Source organism: Autumnicola aciditolerans, from assembly GCF_041679265.1.
In the GTDB taxonomy this organism is placed as follows: Bacteria; Bacteroidota; Bacteroidia; order Flavobacteriales; family Flavobacteriaceae; genus Autumnicola.
The window spans coordinates 32,529-47,864 of the sequence record NZ_JBGFSM010000005.1; the positions used below are offsets into that span (position 1 = coordinate 32,529).

The window sequence follows — 15,336 nt, forward strand, 5'->3', positions numbered from 1 at the left end:
ATTCATGATTTTACTGCTAAAATTCAGAAATAAATTTAGGTAAAAATTTATGGGTGGCATGAGCTTTTAAGAGCTATTTCAAAATGTTAAAACGCAGAAAATATTTAGTGTTATAGCGCCTACAAGTAAACGTAAGGCTAAAAATATTAACAGCAGGATATCTATCTTAGCAGCTTTTAAAGATCTGGCAATCCTCACCAGGAATTGAAGCGGGCCGGCATAAAAAAGCCACCAATGCAGCCTTTGAGATCACTGCACTGGTGGCAAAATTTGGGGGCTTAATGTTATTGTTGCCAGGACATGAACCCGCCTTTAAGATTGTAGATTTCAGTAAAACCATTTTTTGCCAGTTTTCTTGCTGCCCGCTGGCTCCTTGCTCCACTCCTGCAATAAATAAACAAGGCCTGGGACTTATTGAATCTTGTGAACTTTTTTAAGAAATCTGTATCGTTAAAATTAATATTACGGGCACTTTGAATATGATCTTCCAGAAATTCTTTACGTGTACGTACATCTATAAGAACTCCATTAAGTTCTTTAAGACGTTTCATAAAATCAGGTTTTTTAAGAACATTTACTTTTTTAACGGCTGCACCGGGCTTGCCAAACAGGGATGTGAAAAATCGCATTTTTAGATTCTCCTTTTTATTTTAAGGGTTAATTTCTTTCCAGATGATGTAAATTCCCATAAATAATACAAACCATCCAAAGGCCTTCTTTAGTTTTCCACCATCTATGAATCTATTAAGATACACACCAAGAAATATGCCTAATATAGACAGCCCCGTGAAAATTAATAGAAACTTCCACTCAATTTCCTGATTTTGTACATCGCCAATAAAACCTATCAGAGATTTTATGGCAATAATGAGCAGGGATGTGGCCACCGCTTTTTTCATAGGCAGTTTGGCGAGCAGCACGAGGGCCGGGATAATAAGGAATCCGCCGCCGGCACCTACAATCCCGGTGAGCATTCCCACCACAACCCCTTCAATAATGATCAACGGATAGTTAAACTGTACTTTCCCCGATGGTTTTACTTCAGGTTTTTTTTCCAGTATCATCGAAACCGAAGCCAACACCATAATTATTGCGAAAAACAACATGATGGCGATATCTTTTGTAATCTCAAAGCCTCCAATGCTGAACAGCTGATGCGGAATGGCAGGCACCAGAAATTTGCGCGTTAAATAAACCGCTATAAAAGCAGGAATAGCAAATACAATGGCCGTTTTAAAGTCTACCAGTTTCTTTTTGATATTATTTATAGCCCCAACCAGGGAAGATGTCCCTACCACAAATAAAGAATAAGCTGTAGCGGTTACCGGGTTAATAGCAAGAAGGTACACCAGCACGGGCACAGTTAAAATAGAACCGCCCCCGCCTATTAATCCTAAAACCACTCCTATAGTTAATGCCCCAAAATAGCCGAGGATTTCTGTTATTTCCATTTAGCAGATTTTATTTTCAGGGGCAAAAATAAATGCAATTAGAATCCCGCACAGTAACAAGGGTTACAATACCTGTAATTACAGCTTAAGAAGGCGAATGTTGTTTCTGTTTAATTTTATTTCATCCTGAAGTTCCAGTTTTTTCAGCAATCTGGAAATCACCACCCTGGAAGTATGAAGATCGTATGCAATTTGCTGATGGGTAACCTGCAGGGTTTCGTTATGATTGATTTTGGCTTTATCCTTTAAATAGCGCAGCAGCCGCTCGTCCATATTTAAAAACGCAACGGCATCTATTGCATCAAGCATTTCACTAAGGCGTGTGTGATAACTTTCAAAAACAAAATTGCGCCAGCTTTTGTATTTTGCCGTCCACTCCTCCATTTTTTCTATGGGAATCATTATGAGACGGGTATCCATTTCGGTAACTGCCCTTATCTCACTTTTGGTATGGCCCATGCAACAGGAAAGGGTCATGGCGCAGGTGTCACCACGTTCCAGGAAATACAGTAGCAGTTCATTCCCATCGTGGTCTTCACGTAAAATTTTAATAGCTCCCTCAAGTAGCAATGGCATGGATTTTACAAATTCCCCTATCTCAATAATTTTTTCATTGGCTACTACACATTTTAGTACCCCAACCCTGGAGATCTCCTCTAAGAGTTCATCTTCAAATATAAAATGGTAGGCTTCGCGAAGCTGGTCCTGCATAACTTTTTTTTACATGAATAAAAATAGGAAGAATTTCAGGAACATTGGGAATTTCTAAAAAACAACCTCATGTTTATCCTTTACAATAATTTTAGAAATTATTTCTACTACTTTTACTTTATCAACAAAATCAGTAGGGATTAGCAATAATAAATAGCGCTTCAGTTAAATTATAAATATCCTCTAAAAAGAAAAATTCAGTCAAAAATAAGTGGTAAACCTTAAGAAATTCTTTTGCAATGGCTTTCTTTCCTCAATCTTGCTTATCTTCACATTAAAAGTATTGCAAACTATAACCATCTTAAAAAGAATTCTATGAAGAATATTAATTTAAAAATTAGCAGCCTGGCCGTGGGATTGCTGCTTTTTAGTGCCACATCCTGTAATGACAATCCTAAAAACGCTAATGCTGAAGCCTCTGAAGACAGTACGGCAGTTAAGAATGATACCCAGCTAAAATTGCCCGAGGGTTTTAGCGCCTCCGTTTTTGCTGAAGATCTCGGAGAACCAAGACATATGGCCCTCACAGAATCGGGAAACCTTTTTGTTAAACTGAATGCTGTAAACGATGGAAATGGCATTATAATGCTTTCTGATACAGATGATGACGGGAAGGCAGATGATAAACAGGGTTTTGCTGATTATGGCGGAACCGGAATGGCTATAAAAGACAACAAGCTTTACGCTTCCTCCAATACCACTGTTTTCAGGTATAATCTTAATGCACAGGGAATGCCGGAAAATATGGACCAGCCGGATACCATTATAAGCGGACTCATTGACAGAAGACAGCACAATTCCAAATCTATTGTTTTGGATAACAGTGGGAACATTTATGTAAATATTGGTGCCTATTCCAATGCCTGCCAGGAGCAGGACCGTACCAAAGGATCTCCGGGACAGCGCCCCTGCCCTATTCTTGATTCTGCAGGTGGCATCTGGAGATTCCGCGCAGATAAGCTTAAGCAAACCTATGACGGGAATTCCCGCTTTGCCACCGGTTTAAGAAACGTGGTTGGCCTGGACTGGAATGCAAAAAACAATCAGCTATTTGTAATGCAACACGGGCGCGACCAGTTGCATGGGATGTTTCCCGATATGTATACTGAAGAGCAATCTGCTGAACTTCCGGCAGAAACCATGTATGCCTTAAATGAAGGAGATGATGCCGGCTGGCCTTATATATATTATGACCAGAATAAAAACAAAAAGATCCTGGCTCCCGAATACGGCGGGGATGGTGAAAAAACAGGCGCCCCAGAAGCAATTGATCCTGTAATGGCCTTTCCCGGCCATATGGCGCCAAACGCTCTTCTATTTTACACTGGCGAGATGTTCCCGGCCAAATATAAAAATGGGGCGTTTATAGCTTTTCACGGTTCCTGGAACCGTGCGCCGGAACCTCAAAAAGGATTTTTTGTGGTATTTGTTCCTTTCGAAAATGGGAAACCTTCCGGGGACTGGGAGATTTTTGCCGATGGTTTTGCAGGAACTGAAACTGTGGAATCCCCAGGTGATGCTGAACACCGCCCTACCGGACTTGCACAGGGACCAGACGGGGCTTTGTATGTCTCTGATGATGCCGGCGGAACCATTTTTAAAATAACCTATTAATCAGATTTTCCTAAAATGACTAAAAATTTGAAATACCTTTTTATTCCAGCTCTTTTGCTTGCACTCGCCTCCTGTAAAAATGCTGCTGAAAATGATAAAGAGGAAGGGCAAATCCAGTTGCACCAGGAAACGCAACAGGAACAGAATAATCAAACTTCAGAAAGCGCTGAATTTGCCGAAGGTAAAGCCATTTATACTCAATATTGCGTAACCTGCCATCAGGCCAACGGCAGCGGGGTACCTAATTTAAATCCGCCACTTCAGGAAACCGAATATGTTTTAGGAGACAAGGAAAGACTGATAGGCATCGTATTAAATGGTGCCAACGAAGGGCTGGAAGTAAAGGGTAAAACCTATTCTAACAGTATGCCTCCTTTTAATTATCTAAAGGATGAAGAAATAGCTGCAGTACTCTCTTATGTAAGGAATAATTTTGGCAATGAGGCCGAAGCAATAAGTGCCACAGAGGTCAAGGCGGTAAGGGAAAGCCAGGAGAAGTAAGCAATAAATGTTTTCTGCTGAAAATAAAGAGGCATAAACTTCTGCGTTTATGCCTCTTTTGATTTTTTAAAACGAGAGCCAGAGATCTCCTGAGAATTTCTACTCTTTATTTTCTACAGGTTGGTCTATAGTTTCGGTTACCTGGTCTTTAATTTTTTCTTTATCCCCAACCACGATAAGGGTCATTTCTTCAGGCTGGATGTATTTTTTAGCCATTTCCTGAACCTGTTCAGGCGTTACGGCATTTATTTTTTCCACCTTATTTATCAGAAAAGATTCAGGCAGGTCGTGAACATCAAGAAAATTAAGCTGACTTATAATTCCTCCGGGAGTTGAATTCTGCAACACATAAATGCCAGATTCATAATTCTGGATCCCCTGAAGTTCTTCCTTCCCGGGCGCTTCATTTTGTAAACGAACAATTTCTTTTTTGATTTCGTCCAGAGCAGACCCTGTAAATTCTGTAGTAACATCTGCATTTTCAAACCATAAGCCTGTTTTATAATTGGTATATAAAGCACTTCCCGGTGAATAGGTGTATCCCTTATCTTCCCGTATGTTGCTGGTAATACGTGAGCCAAAGGAACCACCAAGAAGAGAATTGGTTACATCCAGCGCAATATAATCTTCACTAGAAGGATCGGCTACGGGTAAGCCATAATAAATGGTGGATTGCGGCGCACCCGGGCGGTCAATGATTTTTACCACTCCTTTAGACTGTGGATTAGCAGTAGGATAATTTGCTTCCGGCCCTTTTTTCCAGTTGCTCAATTTATTTTGAACCGCTTCTTTAACTGCTTCGCTGTCAAATTGTCCAACCACATAAACAGTGGTTCGTTGCGCCCCAAAATTTTTGTCATAGAAGGATTTAACATTATCCAGGCTATAAGAATTTACCATCTCGGTAGTAGGATAAAGCCTGCCATAAGGATGATTTGGATAAATTTCAGCAAAGAATTCTTTTCTGGCCTGTGCTCCCGGCCTTGACAACGAAACGGTGATATTACGGTTCATATCCTTTTTTAACCTCTCCAATTCGGTCTCTGGCAGTTTTGGATGCACAAGAACATCGCTCAGCACTTTAACCGCTTCCGGCGCAAATTCTGAAAGTACATTAGTATTCAGCGTTGTGGTATGGGTGCCCACTCCTATATTAAGATTACCTCCCATGCCGGCAAGCGTATCCTTTACCGGGTAACCCAAAGTGGTACCTTCTTCCATGAGGTCTGCCAAAAGATCGGCCAGCCAAACTTCGTCTTCTGCTTCATTAATATTTCCGGTCTTCAGGGTGAAATTAATGGTTGCCTTTGGGATACTGCCATAAGGAACCAGTACCAGTTTTAAGCCGTTGTCATAATTTACCACTTCCTTTTCGGGCAGGGTAAATCCTTTAGGCTCCCCTCCTTCGGGCGGAGTTTGCTTGTCCTGGGCATTGGCAGGAAAAACCATGAACAGGGCGATTATAAAAATATATATTGAAGTTTTCATCAGTTTGTTTTTTCGTTATTTGCCAAAAGTGGATTTACGGTTAAAATCGTACGGTTTGTTTTCCGTAGATATTCTGAAATGGTCTTTTCCATTATTTCCGGGGTAACTTCTTTAAATTGCTCTTCAAGCTCGTTAATGCGTGAAGGGTCGTCATCAAAAAGAGCGAAACTGCTAAGCAAATCTGCCCTGCCAAGGCCAAAAGTACCCCCCAGTTCATCATACAGCTGGGAACGCATCTTAACAAGGGCATCATTTAGCATTTCCTGAGTAATACCCTCTTGAGACAATTTTTGAATTACTTCATCTACCGCATTAACAACTTCTTCTTTAGAAGTTTCACTGTCATAAGTAATATCAAACATCAGCTGCATAGGGCCGTTGTAATTGAACATATTTCCCAGGTAATTGATGCCACCGCTTACATTGGAAGTATATCCCAGCTCATCTACCAGTTTTTTCTGCAGCAAAGCATTGTCTCCCTGAACAAGGATCTGGTCGAGAAGGCCCATGGCATAATATTCGGGCGTGTTGCGTTCCGGCATATTATAGGCTATAGCTATAGCTGGCTTATTTGCAAGCGAATCATTTTTAACAAATTGCTTTTCTTTTTCCTGTCTTGGTTCTGAAATATCCGGGGCAGCAGGAAGATTTGCTTTAGGAATCCCTGCAAAATATTCTTTAATCCAGCTCTTTGCCTGATCAATTTCAAAATCACCCACTACGGTTAACACCGCGTTATTGGGAGAATAGTAGGTATTAAAAAAACTTTCCACATCTTCCAGGCTTGCCGCATCCAGGTCTTCCAGGTCCCCATAAAAATTATGGGCGTTATACCAGTTAGTGTTAGCATATTGCGGCATGTCCAGCCATGGGAAACCACCATACGGCTGGTTAAGCACATTCACTTTTACCTCGTTTTTTACCACTCCCTGCTGATTGGTGAGATTAGCCTGGGTGATTTCCAGACCTTTCATACGGTCTGCCTCTGCCCATAGCATGGTTTCCAGTTTATTGGCAGGAACAATTTCAAAATAATTGGTGAAATCGAAGCGGGTGGACCCGTTTAGAACCCCACCGTTCTCCTGAACAAGCTTTATAAATTCCATCTTCCCAAGGTTCTGAGAGCCCTGGAACATCATATGTTCAAATAAATGCGCAAAACCAGTGCGGTCTTTGGGCTCAATCCTGAAACCTATATTATAATAAACGGCAACAATTACAGTTGGCGAGGTTTTATCCTGGGAGAGGACTACTTTTAACCCGTTATCGAGTTTATAATATTCTACCGGGACATGAAATTCTGTAGTTTTTTCACTTTGCGAAAAACCCGAAAAGGCAATTCCCATAAGTAGAAAAATCATTAAAGTTTTTTTCATAAGTGATTGGTTTAACAGTTAATATGTATAAATATATCGTTTTATAAGTCAGCTTTGAAATGAAATTGTTACATCAATTAAATTTTATACCTCGATATCAGGAAATACGGTATCTTCAAAAAAAGAAGAGGGGAAAATTTTGAAACAAAAAGTAAATTGAAATATAACCATTTGTTTATAAACATTTCAACTCCATCTTTATCCAGTAATTAAAAAGTTCTATTTATGGAAAATAATTCAGAAAAAACCGGTGATTCCATTACCATTATTGCCATTGCAGGCGCAACCGGCTCTTTAGGTTATAAGATTGCCGTGCATCTTAAAAAAGAAGGTGCAAGGCCAAGGGCTTTAGTGAGACGTGAAAGCTCCGAAGAAAAAATAGCCATGCTTCAAAAGGCAAATATCGAAGTTGTAAAAGTAAATTATGATGATCACCTTAATCTGGTAAAAGCCATAAGTGGGGTGAGTTGGAAAACTCCTGGATGCTGCCATAGCGGCCAATGTTAAAAGATTTATTCCTTCAGATTTCTCTATAGATTTTACTAAAATTCCGGAAGGTACTAACCGCAACCTGGATCTGCGGAAAAAATTCCATGAGCGCATTAATAAAACCGAAATCGCCGCTACTTCCATACTTAACGGAATGTTTACAGATTTACTGAAAAAAGAGGCTCCATTAATTCTTAAACCTGTGAAGCGGGTAATGTATTGGGGAGACAAACACCAGCCGCTCGATTTTACTACTATAGAAGATACCGCTGCTTTTACAGCTTTGGCAGCGCTTGATGCAGATTCTCCAAGATACCTGCGCATTGCCGGGGAAGTGAGCTCCCCTGAAAAATTAAAACTTTCTGCCTCTCAGGCCAACGGAACCAGTTTCAAGCTTTTAAGGCTGGGCAGCCTCAAAGTTCTGGACAACATGATAAGATTTACCCGTTTTGTTGCTCCGCAGAAAAAGGAAATTTTCCCGCCCTGGCAGGGAATGCAGTACCTGCGCAATATGTTAAGCGGCAACGGAAAACTTGAACCATTGGACAATCACCGGTACGGTAAAAGAAACTGGATAGGTGTCAGGGAAGTTTTGGAAACGCAAAATTAGAACTTAAGGTTATTCCAGCATCACAGAATCATAAACCTGCACCTTTTCCCATAGATCTTCAGATTCTTCAATAAAAGTGAGGTGTGCGGCTTCTTTTTGATATTTATCCTGAATTTCTTTTGAAGGAAAAGTGAGGATCAAAGAATAGGTATAGGAATTATCTACCACCTCACGAGGGGTTTCCGCAGGGATTCCAATAAATTTAGTTTGAGCATACTTACTATTATCCATGAACTTTTGGAGGGAGGTTTGGAATGCTTCCCTATCTTCTGGACTATCAGGATTATTCAGCCAAAAATAAACCACATGGGTAAAGTGTTTATCAAATTCCACCTTTTCCTGCTGCCCGAAACTCAGCTGGGTACCCAGAAATATTCCAATTATAATCAGGGTTTTCTTAATGCTTCTCATATTCAACAGATTTTAAATAAGGCTGAAAATACAAAATTCCATTTTATAAATTCAACATGATGGTTTAAAGAAGGGAATAATAATTTTGTAAAAAGGATTGCTATGTTGATCAATAAACCCTTCGGAACATGCTATAAATTCTATATTATTAATTATTAATAACAGTATATTTATATTTTAACTATTTTGTAAGCCGATTTTCAATCAAGACCAACCATCAAAATGAATCTAAAGCTTTTATCCGCCTTACTGGTATTTTGCAGTATCCTGGGCCTGCAGGAACTAAGAGGTCAGGAATTTTATAAGGTGCATGACAGCCTCTACTCGGCAGCTGAATTTAAAAAAATGTATAGCAATTACCGGGAATTGCGGCCTAAAGCTCCTAATGGTATGGATTCCATATTTAAGCCGTTAGGGCTTGAGCATCATATAGTGGAAAGGGTTAAAGTGGATAACATGGTTATTAACAATGTTGCTGTACACCAATATCTTGGGAATATACAGCCTTCCGCAGTCACCGATGCGCAATGGTTAAACCAGAGCCTGCCAAACCTTAATTCTATTAAACACCTGCTGGGAGAGAGAAGCATTATATGTTTCTGGAGCAAAACTTTTGAGCCGGACGAAAGGTTGATTGAAACCCTAAATGAACTTCAGAAGAAAAAAGATGTAAATGTAATCGCAATTCTCGAAGGCTCCTGTCAGTACAAAGACTGGAGCAAGGAGGCCAAATTTCCTTATGTTGAAAACACTGGAAAATATATAAAAGAGAAGCTTAAAATTAACCGGCAGACGAGATATTATATTCTTGACCGTGAAGGGCGGGTTTCCTTTTTGTTCGATTTTCTTCCGGCAAACAATATTCCTTTCTGGAATTTCACCACCCCTATTCAGGATGAAAATCTGGAGATCTATATGTTTATTGCAGGATATTACAAAAAACCTTCCTTTGCTGCGGAAACTAATTAATTTAAAAAAAGCAGCTCCTTTAACAGAAGCTGCTCCCTTTGGTTGGTTAGTTATGTAATGTATAACTATTATAAATGTATAAATTATTTGTACATCGGGAATTTTAAAATCCATTTATTCGGATTAAAACAGTGAAAAATACCACTTTTTAGGTATGCTAATTATAGCTCTTTTTATATTATGGAGAAGATCCCATAAGCGTTTGAATGCAAGAAAAGAGAAACAAGGCCCCATTAAACTTTATTTACATTCAGGCTTAAACTTCTTGGTGCTGAAGCATTCTTTAATTGCAACAAAAGATGAGCTCTTATAAAAAGCCGGGGATAATTTTTTTACTATCCTCCTTTTTTGAATTATTTTCAGTAATATTAATCCGGGCGTTTCGCTTCCTAATTTATAAGCTATGGAAGGAATTAAGAAAAGTTTTCATTTAGTAAGTTACCTACAGTATCCTTTTGTTCTTACAGCTCTTTACTATGCTTATAAACCATTAATGACTAATTTTCAATCCATTTGGCAGGATTATAATTCGGCATTAGTATTTTGCGGGGTGGCCATAAGTTTCAGTTGCTTCCAGGACACCCGTAAAATCCAGAATAAATTATCGAGAATTGTTTTTCAGAATAAAAAGTATTCCAAAATTTTTCTTATTTACCTTAGCCTTTTTAGCATTAGCCTCTTAAGCGTGGGCTTTATAATCTATTTTTTTTCTGAAAACAGTAACCTCAACAACCTGTCTCCAGGGCTTATTGTATTGGGAATAGGCATGCTGGGAATGCTGAAAACTGCTGTAGAGCTTGCTGAAAACCATGGCTCGCCGGTAAACCTGAAACAAAAGAATATGATAAATCAGGAAGCCCGTCTATAATTTCAAATATTGCCTGCACTCCATTCTATGATTTTAAACCCTGCTGGAAAGCGTATTTTACCGGTTATTGTATTCTCCCAGTTTTGCTGTACCTCCCTCTGGTTCGCGGGAAACGCGGTAATGACAGATCTGTTACAGGAATTTAAAATAGACATTTCAGCATTAGGCAATCTTACTTCTGCAGTACAACTGGGATTTATCCTGGGCAGCCTCCTTTTTGCTTTTTTAAACCTTGCGGACAGGTTCTCCCCCTCCAGGGTATTCTTTATTTGTGCACTCCTGGGCGCTCTAATAAACGCCTGTTCCATATTTGGGTTTAATACTATGAACAGCCTTCTGCTGCTCCGTTTTCTTACCGGTTTTACGCTGGCAGGAATATATCCTGTAGGTATGAAGATCGCGGCAGATTATTATAAAAAAGGACTTGGCACTTCCCTTGGATATTTAGTGGGTGCCCTGGTGTTAGGTACTGCTTTTCCTCATTTTTTAAAGATGTTTACTGCCGCCGAAGGCCTGGAATGGAGGATGGTGATCCTGGCCACCTCAACGCTCGCATTTTTAGGCGGATTATTAATTCTCTTCCTGGTGCCAGACGGGCCTTACAGGCAACCGACAACAGTAAAAAGTTTCAGTACAATTCCATCTATTTTCAGGAATTCAGGCTTTAGGGCTGCCGCTTTTGGATACTTCGGTCACATGTGGGAACTCTATGCCTTCTGGGCATTTGTTCCGTTTATACTAAAAACTTATAGCCTTTTCCATCCTTCCGCAGTATTTAATGTCCCCCTATTTTCCTTTATGATTATTGGCGCTGGTGGATTATCCTGTATTGCGGCGGGATATATTTCAGCAAAGAAAGGCGCTAAAAAAACTGCTGCCTTCGCACTTTTGCTTTCCGGCTGTTGTTGCCTTTTGTCACCAATATTTCTACTACAGGGATCGCCCTTGCTACTGCTGGGATTCCTGATGATATGGGGCCTAACCGTAGTGGCAGATTCCCCTCTTTTCTCTTCCCTTGTGGCCGCTAATGCTCCTGCCGAGAACCGGGGTTCGGCATTAACCATTGTAAATTGCATAGGCTTCAGCATCACCATTGTAAGTATACAATTGTTGGGCTATGTTGCTGAGTTTATTCCTGCAGCCTACCTCTTTACTATTCTTTTTGCAGGTCCTGCCTTTGGGCTATGGGCTCTTTTTAAGGCAAAAGAAAATTAAACTTTACGGCGGGAGGTGTTGCCCGTCCCCAGAGCAAAAGCCGTGAATAAGGAAACCACCCCAATAGAAATGTTTAAATAGGCTACGGCACGGTTAATATTAAGCAAATTAATGAGCAGTTGCTGTATGCCTGGAATTAGCCACAGCACTCCCACCAGCAATAAAAGAATTCCTAAGAACAAATTAAATTTATAAGATGAACCTTTAATGGCACTCCATACTCCTGCTATTCCCAAAAGAATATGAATAACGGCATGTGCTATATTGGTACTGAAGATTTCAAACGGGGGAGGATCAATTAACCCCCAGCTTCCCTGGACCACAAGAAATATCCCAATTAAAATTGCGCAAAAATTACTAACCCTCATTTCTCTCTCCATATTTCCTGCTTTTATGATTTTGAAGAACAATAAATTTAAAGATAGGCTTAATAAATCTGGGATAAAAACCGGAGCGGTAGAAATTTGAGCTGAAGCTTTACTGTTGCCTCCATTAAAAGAAAATAAAGCTATAAGAAACAAATTGAGGAATATTAATTATCTTCATTAAAATACTCCTGATGAATTATATCGCAATCTTAAGAGGGATAAATGTTGGCGGAAAACGCAAAATCCCCATGGCAGATCTTAGGCAGAATCTCGAAAAAATAGGTTTTAAGAATGTGAAAACGTATATCCAGAGCGGAAATATCATCTTCAATGAAAATGTAAAGAATATCTCAAAAATGGAGACACAACTGGAAAAATTTATTCTGGACACTTATGGTTTTGAGGTTCCTGTAATTATTCGCTCTGCAGAACAAGTAGAAAAAGCAATTTCAGATAATCCATATTTCAGCAAAGAAAGCGATTTAGACAGGCTGCACTTAAGCTTCTTAAAGCAAGCTCCGGATGCTGAAAATATTGATAAGGCAAAAAATGCCAATTATGAGCCTGATTCTTTTGAAGTAAAAGGCAAGAATGCGTTTGTTTATTGTACCGGGAAATACAGCGATTCCAAACTCACCAATAATTTCTTTGAAAATAAACTGAAGGTTGCAGCCACCACCAGAAACTGGAAAACGGTTTTAAAACTTCAGGAGCTGCTTCAAAAAGATGCAGTTTAGTATTGGGAGCGACTATGTCGATTAAAATTAAATGAATTTTGCTTTTGATACTATCAAATGATACTATAATCTGAACTTTTATACGAAGTCACTCCATGTATCCTTAGAATAAGAACTGAAATTCAGAGCATTAGAACGCATACGAAATGCTCAATCTTCACCAATTCTTTTCACCCAATTTATTATAGCCGAAAAATAATAAGAAATAATGCCGCCAGGATATTGGTTATCCAGACGGCACTCAATTCTTTTTATAGGTTTTGTCGCCGTTTTTCTATGTATAAAAGCAACATGAAATCCTACCGATCCTAAAACTTCAGTTTTAAATATCCCGTGAACCTAATCTTTCGCGATAAATTTGAAGAAGCGGCTGTCGTTGCCATCCTTCAATTTTTCCTGATAAAGAAACTGAAGGTTATTCTCATCAAAAATGCTGAAGAATTTATCCCATTCAATGTTTTCGAGGTTTTCTTCGGCATAACCGGGAAAGTTTATACGCAATAATCCGCCGCCTTTGCCGCTATCTGTGGTTCCCTTTACAAGAGCCGGCTGCCCGTCTCGCGCTTCTACCCATTTTTTAATAGTGTCGTGATCTGTAGTTGTTTTTGAATCTTGAGTTGCCATAATCTTTCTTTTTTAGAGTTACTTTTTTGTTTTCTTTTCTACTTCCTTTTTCCAGTCTTTCCCTACTGCAGAAAGATATTCTGAAAAATTCCAGGTCTCCAGGGCAGATTTTAAATTTTCATCTTTTTCTGCGATATAAGTTTCATCTTCAGGCATAGCGGTAACTTTAAAGCCACAGCTTCTTAACATGGAAAGGATTCCCTGATGGTTTGGCGCCCACCAGTTTGTGGGATCCCCGGCCAGCTTATTCTCAATAAATGCCATTTTTGGCCAGGCATTTTCTTTCATAATATCCCGCTTATGGAATTCCACATCATCGGGAATTTCCATTTCTTCTTTGCCGGGAAGGGATAACGTCTGGAAAACCATCATTTTTGAGGTTTTCTGAGAGAGGATATCCATGGCCAGCATGGGATATCTTAAATGATAGAATACCCCCATAAACCAAACCAGGTCAAACTGCTCTTCAGAATGGGCAAAATCATACACCTGCATTTGCTTAAAGGTAATTTTATCTTCAAGCCCGAATTGTTTAGCTGCCCACCTCGCCTGTTTCAGGTAATGTTCATCAAGGTCTATCCCGGTAACCTCAGCGCCTCTTTTAGCAAGTTCTATGGAATAAAACCCGGCATTGCAGCCAATATCCAGCACTTTCCAACCCGTTAAATCCTGTGGAATGGAATCTTTTATATTCTTCCATTTGAAAGCCGGGAAATCCCCCAGAAAATGATTGGTGGCGGTTTGATTCCCGTCCGGAAGGTGAATATTATGGAACCAGGGCTCCAGTTCTTTTATTTCTGCTTCAGTTGACATTTTGTTGTGGTTTATATTTTGGAAACCTCAAGGATTTCCTGTACATATTTTTCAAGTTCTTTTGCCCTTGCCTTGGCGGTATGAAATTTTAAAACTTTTTGCCGGGCATTCTCCCCAATCTGCTTTCTTTCCTCTTCATCAATAGAATTAAAATAGTCACTTACATCTGCGGTATTGCCGGCTATAAGAATTTCTTTATTAATTTTAAAAATACTGTCTATCCCATTCCAAAAATCTGAAATGATAGGCACCCCGCAAGCCGCCGCTTCAAAAAGCCTCACGCTGGGCGAATAGCCGGCACGTATCATATCCTGCCGGGTGACATTTAGAGTATAGCGCTGGGAATTATAAAATTCGCGGTGTTTTGCAGGCGGGAGATGGTCTATTCTTTCTACGTTGGGCGACCATTTGAAATCTTCAGGATATTGCGGACCCGCGACTATAAATTTTTTCTGCGGAAAGCTGGCCGCGGTTTTATTCAGCAATTCGCTCACCGTTGGCTGCCGGTCTGTACTATAAGTTCCCAGGTATCCCATTTGCCATTTGTTTTCCAAAGCTTCAGGATAGTATAAATCTGGATCTACAGAGCAATATAATGCCTTTGCATTTGGTGAACCATAATGTTTTTCCAGGTGGTCCAGGATGCCTCCTCCGGAAAAAGACAAATACATATCATATTTGCTGATCAAATCTGGGTCTATATATTCAAAATCTTGCCGCTCCAGTTTCGCCAGGGTTACAGGAGTATCTATATCATAAAAGGCGGTTATGCCCTTGGCAGTTTTCACTGCCCAGTTCCCAACTTCTACTCCCTGCTGTACATAAGAACCTACAATAACCACATCGGCATTAGCTACTTCATCTTTATATTCTGTTTTGAGTTCTTCATTAGTTTTGTAAAGGCCCAGCCGGCAAAAACCTGGTTCTGGCATATCGCGGTTACCGGCATAATACGGCACATCTTTTTCAAGAAAAAGAATCTCGTGCCCTAAAACCGAAAGTTCTTTTAAAAGTCCGCGATACGTGGTTGCATGGCCATTTCCCCAGGATGAAGTTATCGATAATCCAATGACTACAAATTTCATTTTTCA

Annotated in this window: 18 protein-coding genes; 8 read left to right on the forward strand and 10 right to left on the reverse strand. The window is 39.8% G+C overall.

Annotation, left to right across the window (positions count from 1 at the left end; all coding sequences use genetic code 11):
* Window positions 1–284: 284 nt before the first annotated feature.
* The 3 genes from AB8M93_RS06295 to AB8M93_RS06305 form a co-directional block, all read right to left on the reverse strand.
* Window positions 285–629: a rhodanese-like domain-containing protein gene (locus tag AB8M93_RS06295; RefSeq protein WP_373056729.1), complete on the reverse strand. Its 345-nt coding sequence runs from the start codon at window positions 627–629 to the stop codon at window positions 285–287.
* Between the two features lie 21 nt (window positions 630–650).
* Complete coding sequence (locus AB8M93_RS06300) at window positions 651–1,451, reverse strand: sulfite exporter TauE/SafE family protein (RefSeq protein WP_373056730.1); 801 nt, start codon at window positions 1,449–1,451, stop codon at window positions 651–653.
* A gap of 78 nt (window positions 1,452–1,529) precedes the next feature.
* Entirely contained in the window at window positions 1,530–2,162 is a 633-nt protein-coding gene (locus tag AB8M93_RS06305; protein ID WP_373056731.1) for a Crp/Fnr family transcriptional regulator, read from the reverse strand.
* 315 nt (window positions 2,163–2,477) lie between these two features.
* Here AB8M93_RS06305 and AB8M93_RS06310 point away from each other — a divergent pair, with 315 nt between their 5' ends.
* Together AB8M93_RS06310 and AB8M93_RS06315 are read left to right on the forward strand one after the other, a co-directional pair.
* The gene (locus AB8M93_RS06310; RefSeq protein ID WP_373056732.1) at window positions 2,478–3,776 is read left to right on the forward strand and encodes a PQQ-dependent sugar dehydrogenase; all 1,299 of its coding nucleotides are present in this window, start codon (window positions 2,478–2,480) and stop codon (window positions 3,774–3,776) included.
* A gap of 27 nt (window positions 3,777–3,803) precedes the next feature.
* Window positions 3,804–4,277, forward strand: coding sequence for a c-type cytochrome (locus AB8M93_RS06315; protein WP_373056733.1), 474 nt, complete (start codon window positions 3,804–3,806; stop codon window positions 4,275–4,277).
* A gap of 99 nt (window positions 4,278–4,376) precedes the next feature.
* Here AB8M93_RS06315 and AB8M93_RS06320 read toward each other — a convergent pair whose 3' ends face one another.
* Together AB8M93_RS06320 and AB8M93_RS06325 are read right to left on the reverse strand one after the other, a co-directional pair.
* Window positions 4,377–5,765 carry a M16 family metallopeptidase gene (locus tag AB8M93_RS06320; protein ID WP_373056734.1) on the reverse strand — a complete coding sequence of 463 codons (1,389 nt, stop codon included), beginning with the start codon at window positions 5,763–5,765 and terminating at the stop codon, window positions 4,377–4,379.
* Window positions 5,765–7,141: a M16 family metallopeptidase gene (locus AB8M93_RS06325; RefSeq protein WP_373056735.1), complete on the reverse strand. Its 1,377-nt coding sequence runs from the start codon at window positions 7,139–7,141 to the stop codon at window positions 5,765–5,767. Before AB8M93_RS06325 ends, AB8M93_RS06320 begins: the two co-directional genes overlap by 1 nt.
* A gap of 225 nt (window positions 7,142–7,366) precedes the next feature.
* Here AB8M93_RS06325 and AB8M93_RS06330 point away from each other — a divergent pair, with 225 nt between their 5' ends.
* Window positions 7,367–7,648: an NmrA family NAD(P)-binding protein gene (locus AB8M93_RS06330; protein ID WP_373056736.1), complete on the forward strand. Its 282-nt coding sequence runs from the start codon at window positions 7,367–7,369 to the stop codon at window positions 7,646–7,648.
* Between the two features lie 136 nt (window positions 7,649–7,784).
* Window positions 7,785–8,240 (forward strand): hypothetical protein, encoded by a 456-nt coding sequence (locus tag AB8M93_RS06335; protein ID WP_489671756.1) that lies wholly within the window; start codon window positions 7,785–7,787, stop codon window positions 8,238–8,240.
* Between the two features lie 9 nt (window positions 8,241–8,249).
* Here AB8M93_RS06335 and AB8M93_RS06340 read toward each other — a convergent pair whose 3' ends face one another.
* Window positions 8,250–8,651, reverse strand: coding sequence for a Dabb family protein (locus AB8M93_RS06340; RefSeq protein WP_373056737.1), 402 nt, complete (start codon window positions 8,649–8,651; stop codon window positions 8,250–8,252).
* Between the two features lie 222 nt (window positions 8,652–8,873).
* Here AB8M93_RS06340 and AB8M93_RS06345 point away from each other — a divergent pair, with 222 nt between their 5' ends.
* The 3 genes from AB8M93_RS06345 to AB8M93_RS06355 all read left to right on the forward strand — a co-directional run bounded on the left by AB8M93_RS06345 (window position 8,874) and on the right by AB8M93_RS06355 (window position 11,703).
* On the forward strand, window positions 8,874–9,620 hold the full coding sequence (locus AB8M93_RS06345) for a thioredoxin domain-containing protein (RefSeq protein ID WP_373056738.1): 747 nt from the start codon (window positions 8,874–8,876) through the stop codon (window positions 9,618–9,620).
* 403 nt (window positions 9,621–10,023) lie between these two features.
* Window positions 10,024–10,488 (forward strand): hypothetical protein, encoded by a 465-nt coding sequence (locus tag AB8M93_RS06350; protein WP_373056739.1) that lies wholly within the window; start codon window positions 10,024–10,026, stop codon window positions 10,486–10,488.
* Window positions 10,489–10,515: 27 nt separating this feature from the next.
* A complete protein-coding gene (locus tag AB8M93_RS06355; protein ID WP_373056943.1) occupies window positions 10,516–11,703 on the forward strand; it encodes an MFS transporter in 1,188 nt (395 codons plus the stop codon).
* Here AB8M93_RS06355 and AB8M93_RS06360 read toward each other — a convergent pair.
* Window positions 11,700–12,083, reverse strand: coding sequence for a DUF4383 domain-containing protein (locus tag AB8M93_RS06360; protein WP_373056740.1), 384 nt, complete (start codon window positions 12,081–12,083; stop codon window positions 11,700–11,702). The genes AB8M93_RS06355 and AB8M93_RS06360 overlap by 4 nt on opposite strands.
* A 179-nt stretch (window positions 12,084–12,262) precedes the next feature.
* Between AB8M93_RS06360 and AB8M93_RS06365 the strand changes: the two genes are divergently transcribed.
* On the forward strand, window positions 12,263–12,808 hold the full coding sequence (locus AB8M93_RS06365) for a DUF1697 domain-containing protein (protein ID WP_373056741.1): 546 nt from the start codon (window positions 12,263–12,265) through the stop codon (window positions 12,806–12,808).
* A gap of 339 nt (window positions 12,809–13,147) precedes the next feature.
* Here the strand turns inward: AB8M93_RS06365 and AB8M93_RS06370 are convergent, their stop codons facing one another.
* From AB8M93_RS06370 to AB8M93_RS06380, 3 genes are read right to left on the reverse strand one after another with little or no spacing between them, the layout of a single operon-like run.
* A complete protein-coding gene (locus tag AB8M93_RS06370; protein WP_373056742.1) occupies window positions 13,148–13,432 on the reverse strand; it encodes a hypothetical protein in 285 nt (94 codons plus the stop codon).
* A gap of 18 nt (window positions 13,433–13,450) precedes the next feature.
* A complete protein-coding gene (locus tag AB8M93_RS06375; protein ID WP_373056743.1) occupies window positions 13,451–14,245 on the reverse strand; it encodes a TIGR04290 family methyltransferase in 795 nt (264 codons plus the stop codon).
* 11 nt (window positions 14,246–14,256) lie between these two features.
* Window positions 14,257–15,330 (reverse strand): CgeB family protein, encoded by a 1,074-nt coding sequence (locus AB8M93_RS06380; RefSeq protein ID WP_373056744.1) that lies wholly within the window; start codon window positions 15,328–15,330, stop codon window positions 14,257–14,259.
* Window positions 15,331–15,336: the final 6 nt, after the last annotated feature.

Coding starts and splice junctions, on each gene's coding strand:
- AB8M93_RS06295 (WP_373056729.1), bottom strand. CDS start 629: ATGCGATTTTTCACATCCCTGTTTGGCAAGCCCGGTGCAGCCGTTAAA.
- AB8M93_RS06300 (WP_373056730.1), bottom strand. CDS start 1,451: ATGGAAATAACAGAAATCCTCGGCTATTTTGGGGCATTAACTATAGGA.
- AB8M93_RS06305 (WP_373056731.1), bottom strand. CDS start 2,162: ATGCAGGACCAGCTTCGCGAAGCCTACCATTTTATATTTGAAGATGAA.
- AB8M93_RS06310 (WP_373056732.1), top strand. CDS start 2,478: ATGAAGAATATTAATTTAAAAATTAGCAGCCTGGCCGTGGGATTGCTG.
- AB8M93_RS06320 (WP_373056734.1), bottom strand. CDS start 5,765: ATGAAAACTTCAATATATATTTTTATAATCGCCCTGTTCATGGTTTTT.
- AB8M93_RS06325 (WP_373056735.1), bottom strand. CDS start 7,141: ATGAAAAAAACTTTAATGATTTTTCTACTTATGGGAATTGCCTTTTCG.
- AB8M93_RS06330 (WP_373056736.1), top strand. CDS start 7,367: ATGGAAAATAATTCAGAAAAAACCGGTGATTCCATTACCATTATTGCC.
- AB8M93_RS06335 (WP_489671756.1), top strand. CDS start 7,785: ATGTTTACAGATTTACTGAAAAAAGAGGCTCCATTAATTCTTAAACCT.
- AB8M93_RS06340 (WP_373056737.1), bottom strand. CDS start 8,651: ATGAGAAGCATTAAGAAAACCCTGATTATAATTGGAATATTTCTGGGT.
- AB8M93_RS06345 (WP_373056738.1), top strand. CDS start 8,874: ATGAATCTAAAGCTTTTATCCGCCTTACTGGTATTTTGCAGTATCCTG.
- AB8M93_RS06350 (WP_373056739.1), top strand. CDS start 10,024: ATGGAAGGAATTAAGAAAAGTTTTCATTTAGTAAGTTACCTACAGTAT.
- AB8M93_RS06355 (WP_373056943.1), top strand. CDS start 10,516: ATGATTTTAAACCCTGCTGGAAAGCGTATTTTACCGGTTATTGTATTC.
- AB8M93_RS06360 (WP_373056740.1), bottom strand. CDS start 12,083: ATGGAGAGAGAAATGAGGGTTAGTAATTTTTGCGCAATTTTAATTGGG.
- AB8M93_RS06365 (WP_373056741.1), top strand. CDS start 12,263: ATGAATTATATCGCAATCTTAAGAGGGATAAATGTTGGCGGAAAACGC.
- AB8M93_RS06370 (WP_373056742.1), bottom strand. CDS start 13,432: ATGGCAACTCAAGATTCAAAAACAACTACAGATCACGACACTATTAAA.
- AB8M93_RS06375 (WP_373056743.1), bottom strand. CDS start 14,245: ATGTCAACTGAAGCAGAAATAAAAGAACTGGAGCCCTGGTTCCATAAT.
- AB8M93_RS06380 (WP_373056744.1), bottom strand. CDS start 15,330: ATGAAATTTGTAGTCATTGGATTATCGATAACTTCATCCTGGGGAAAT.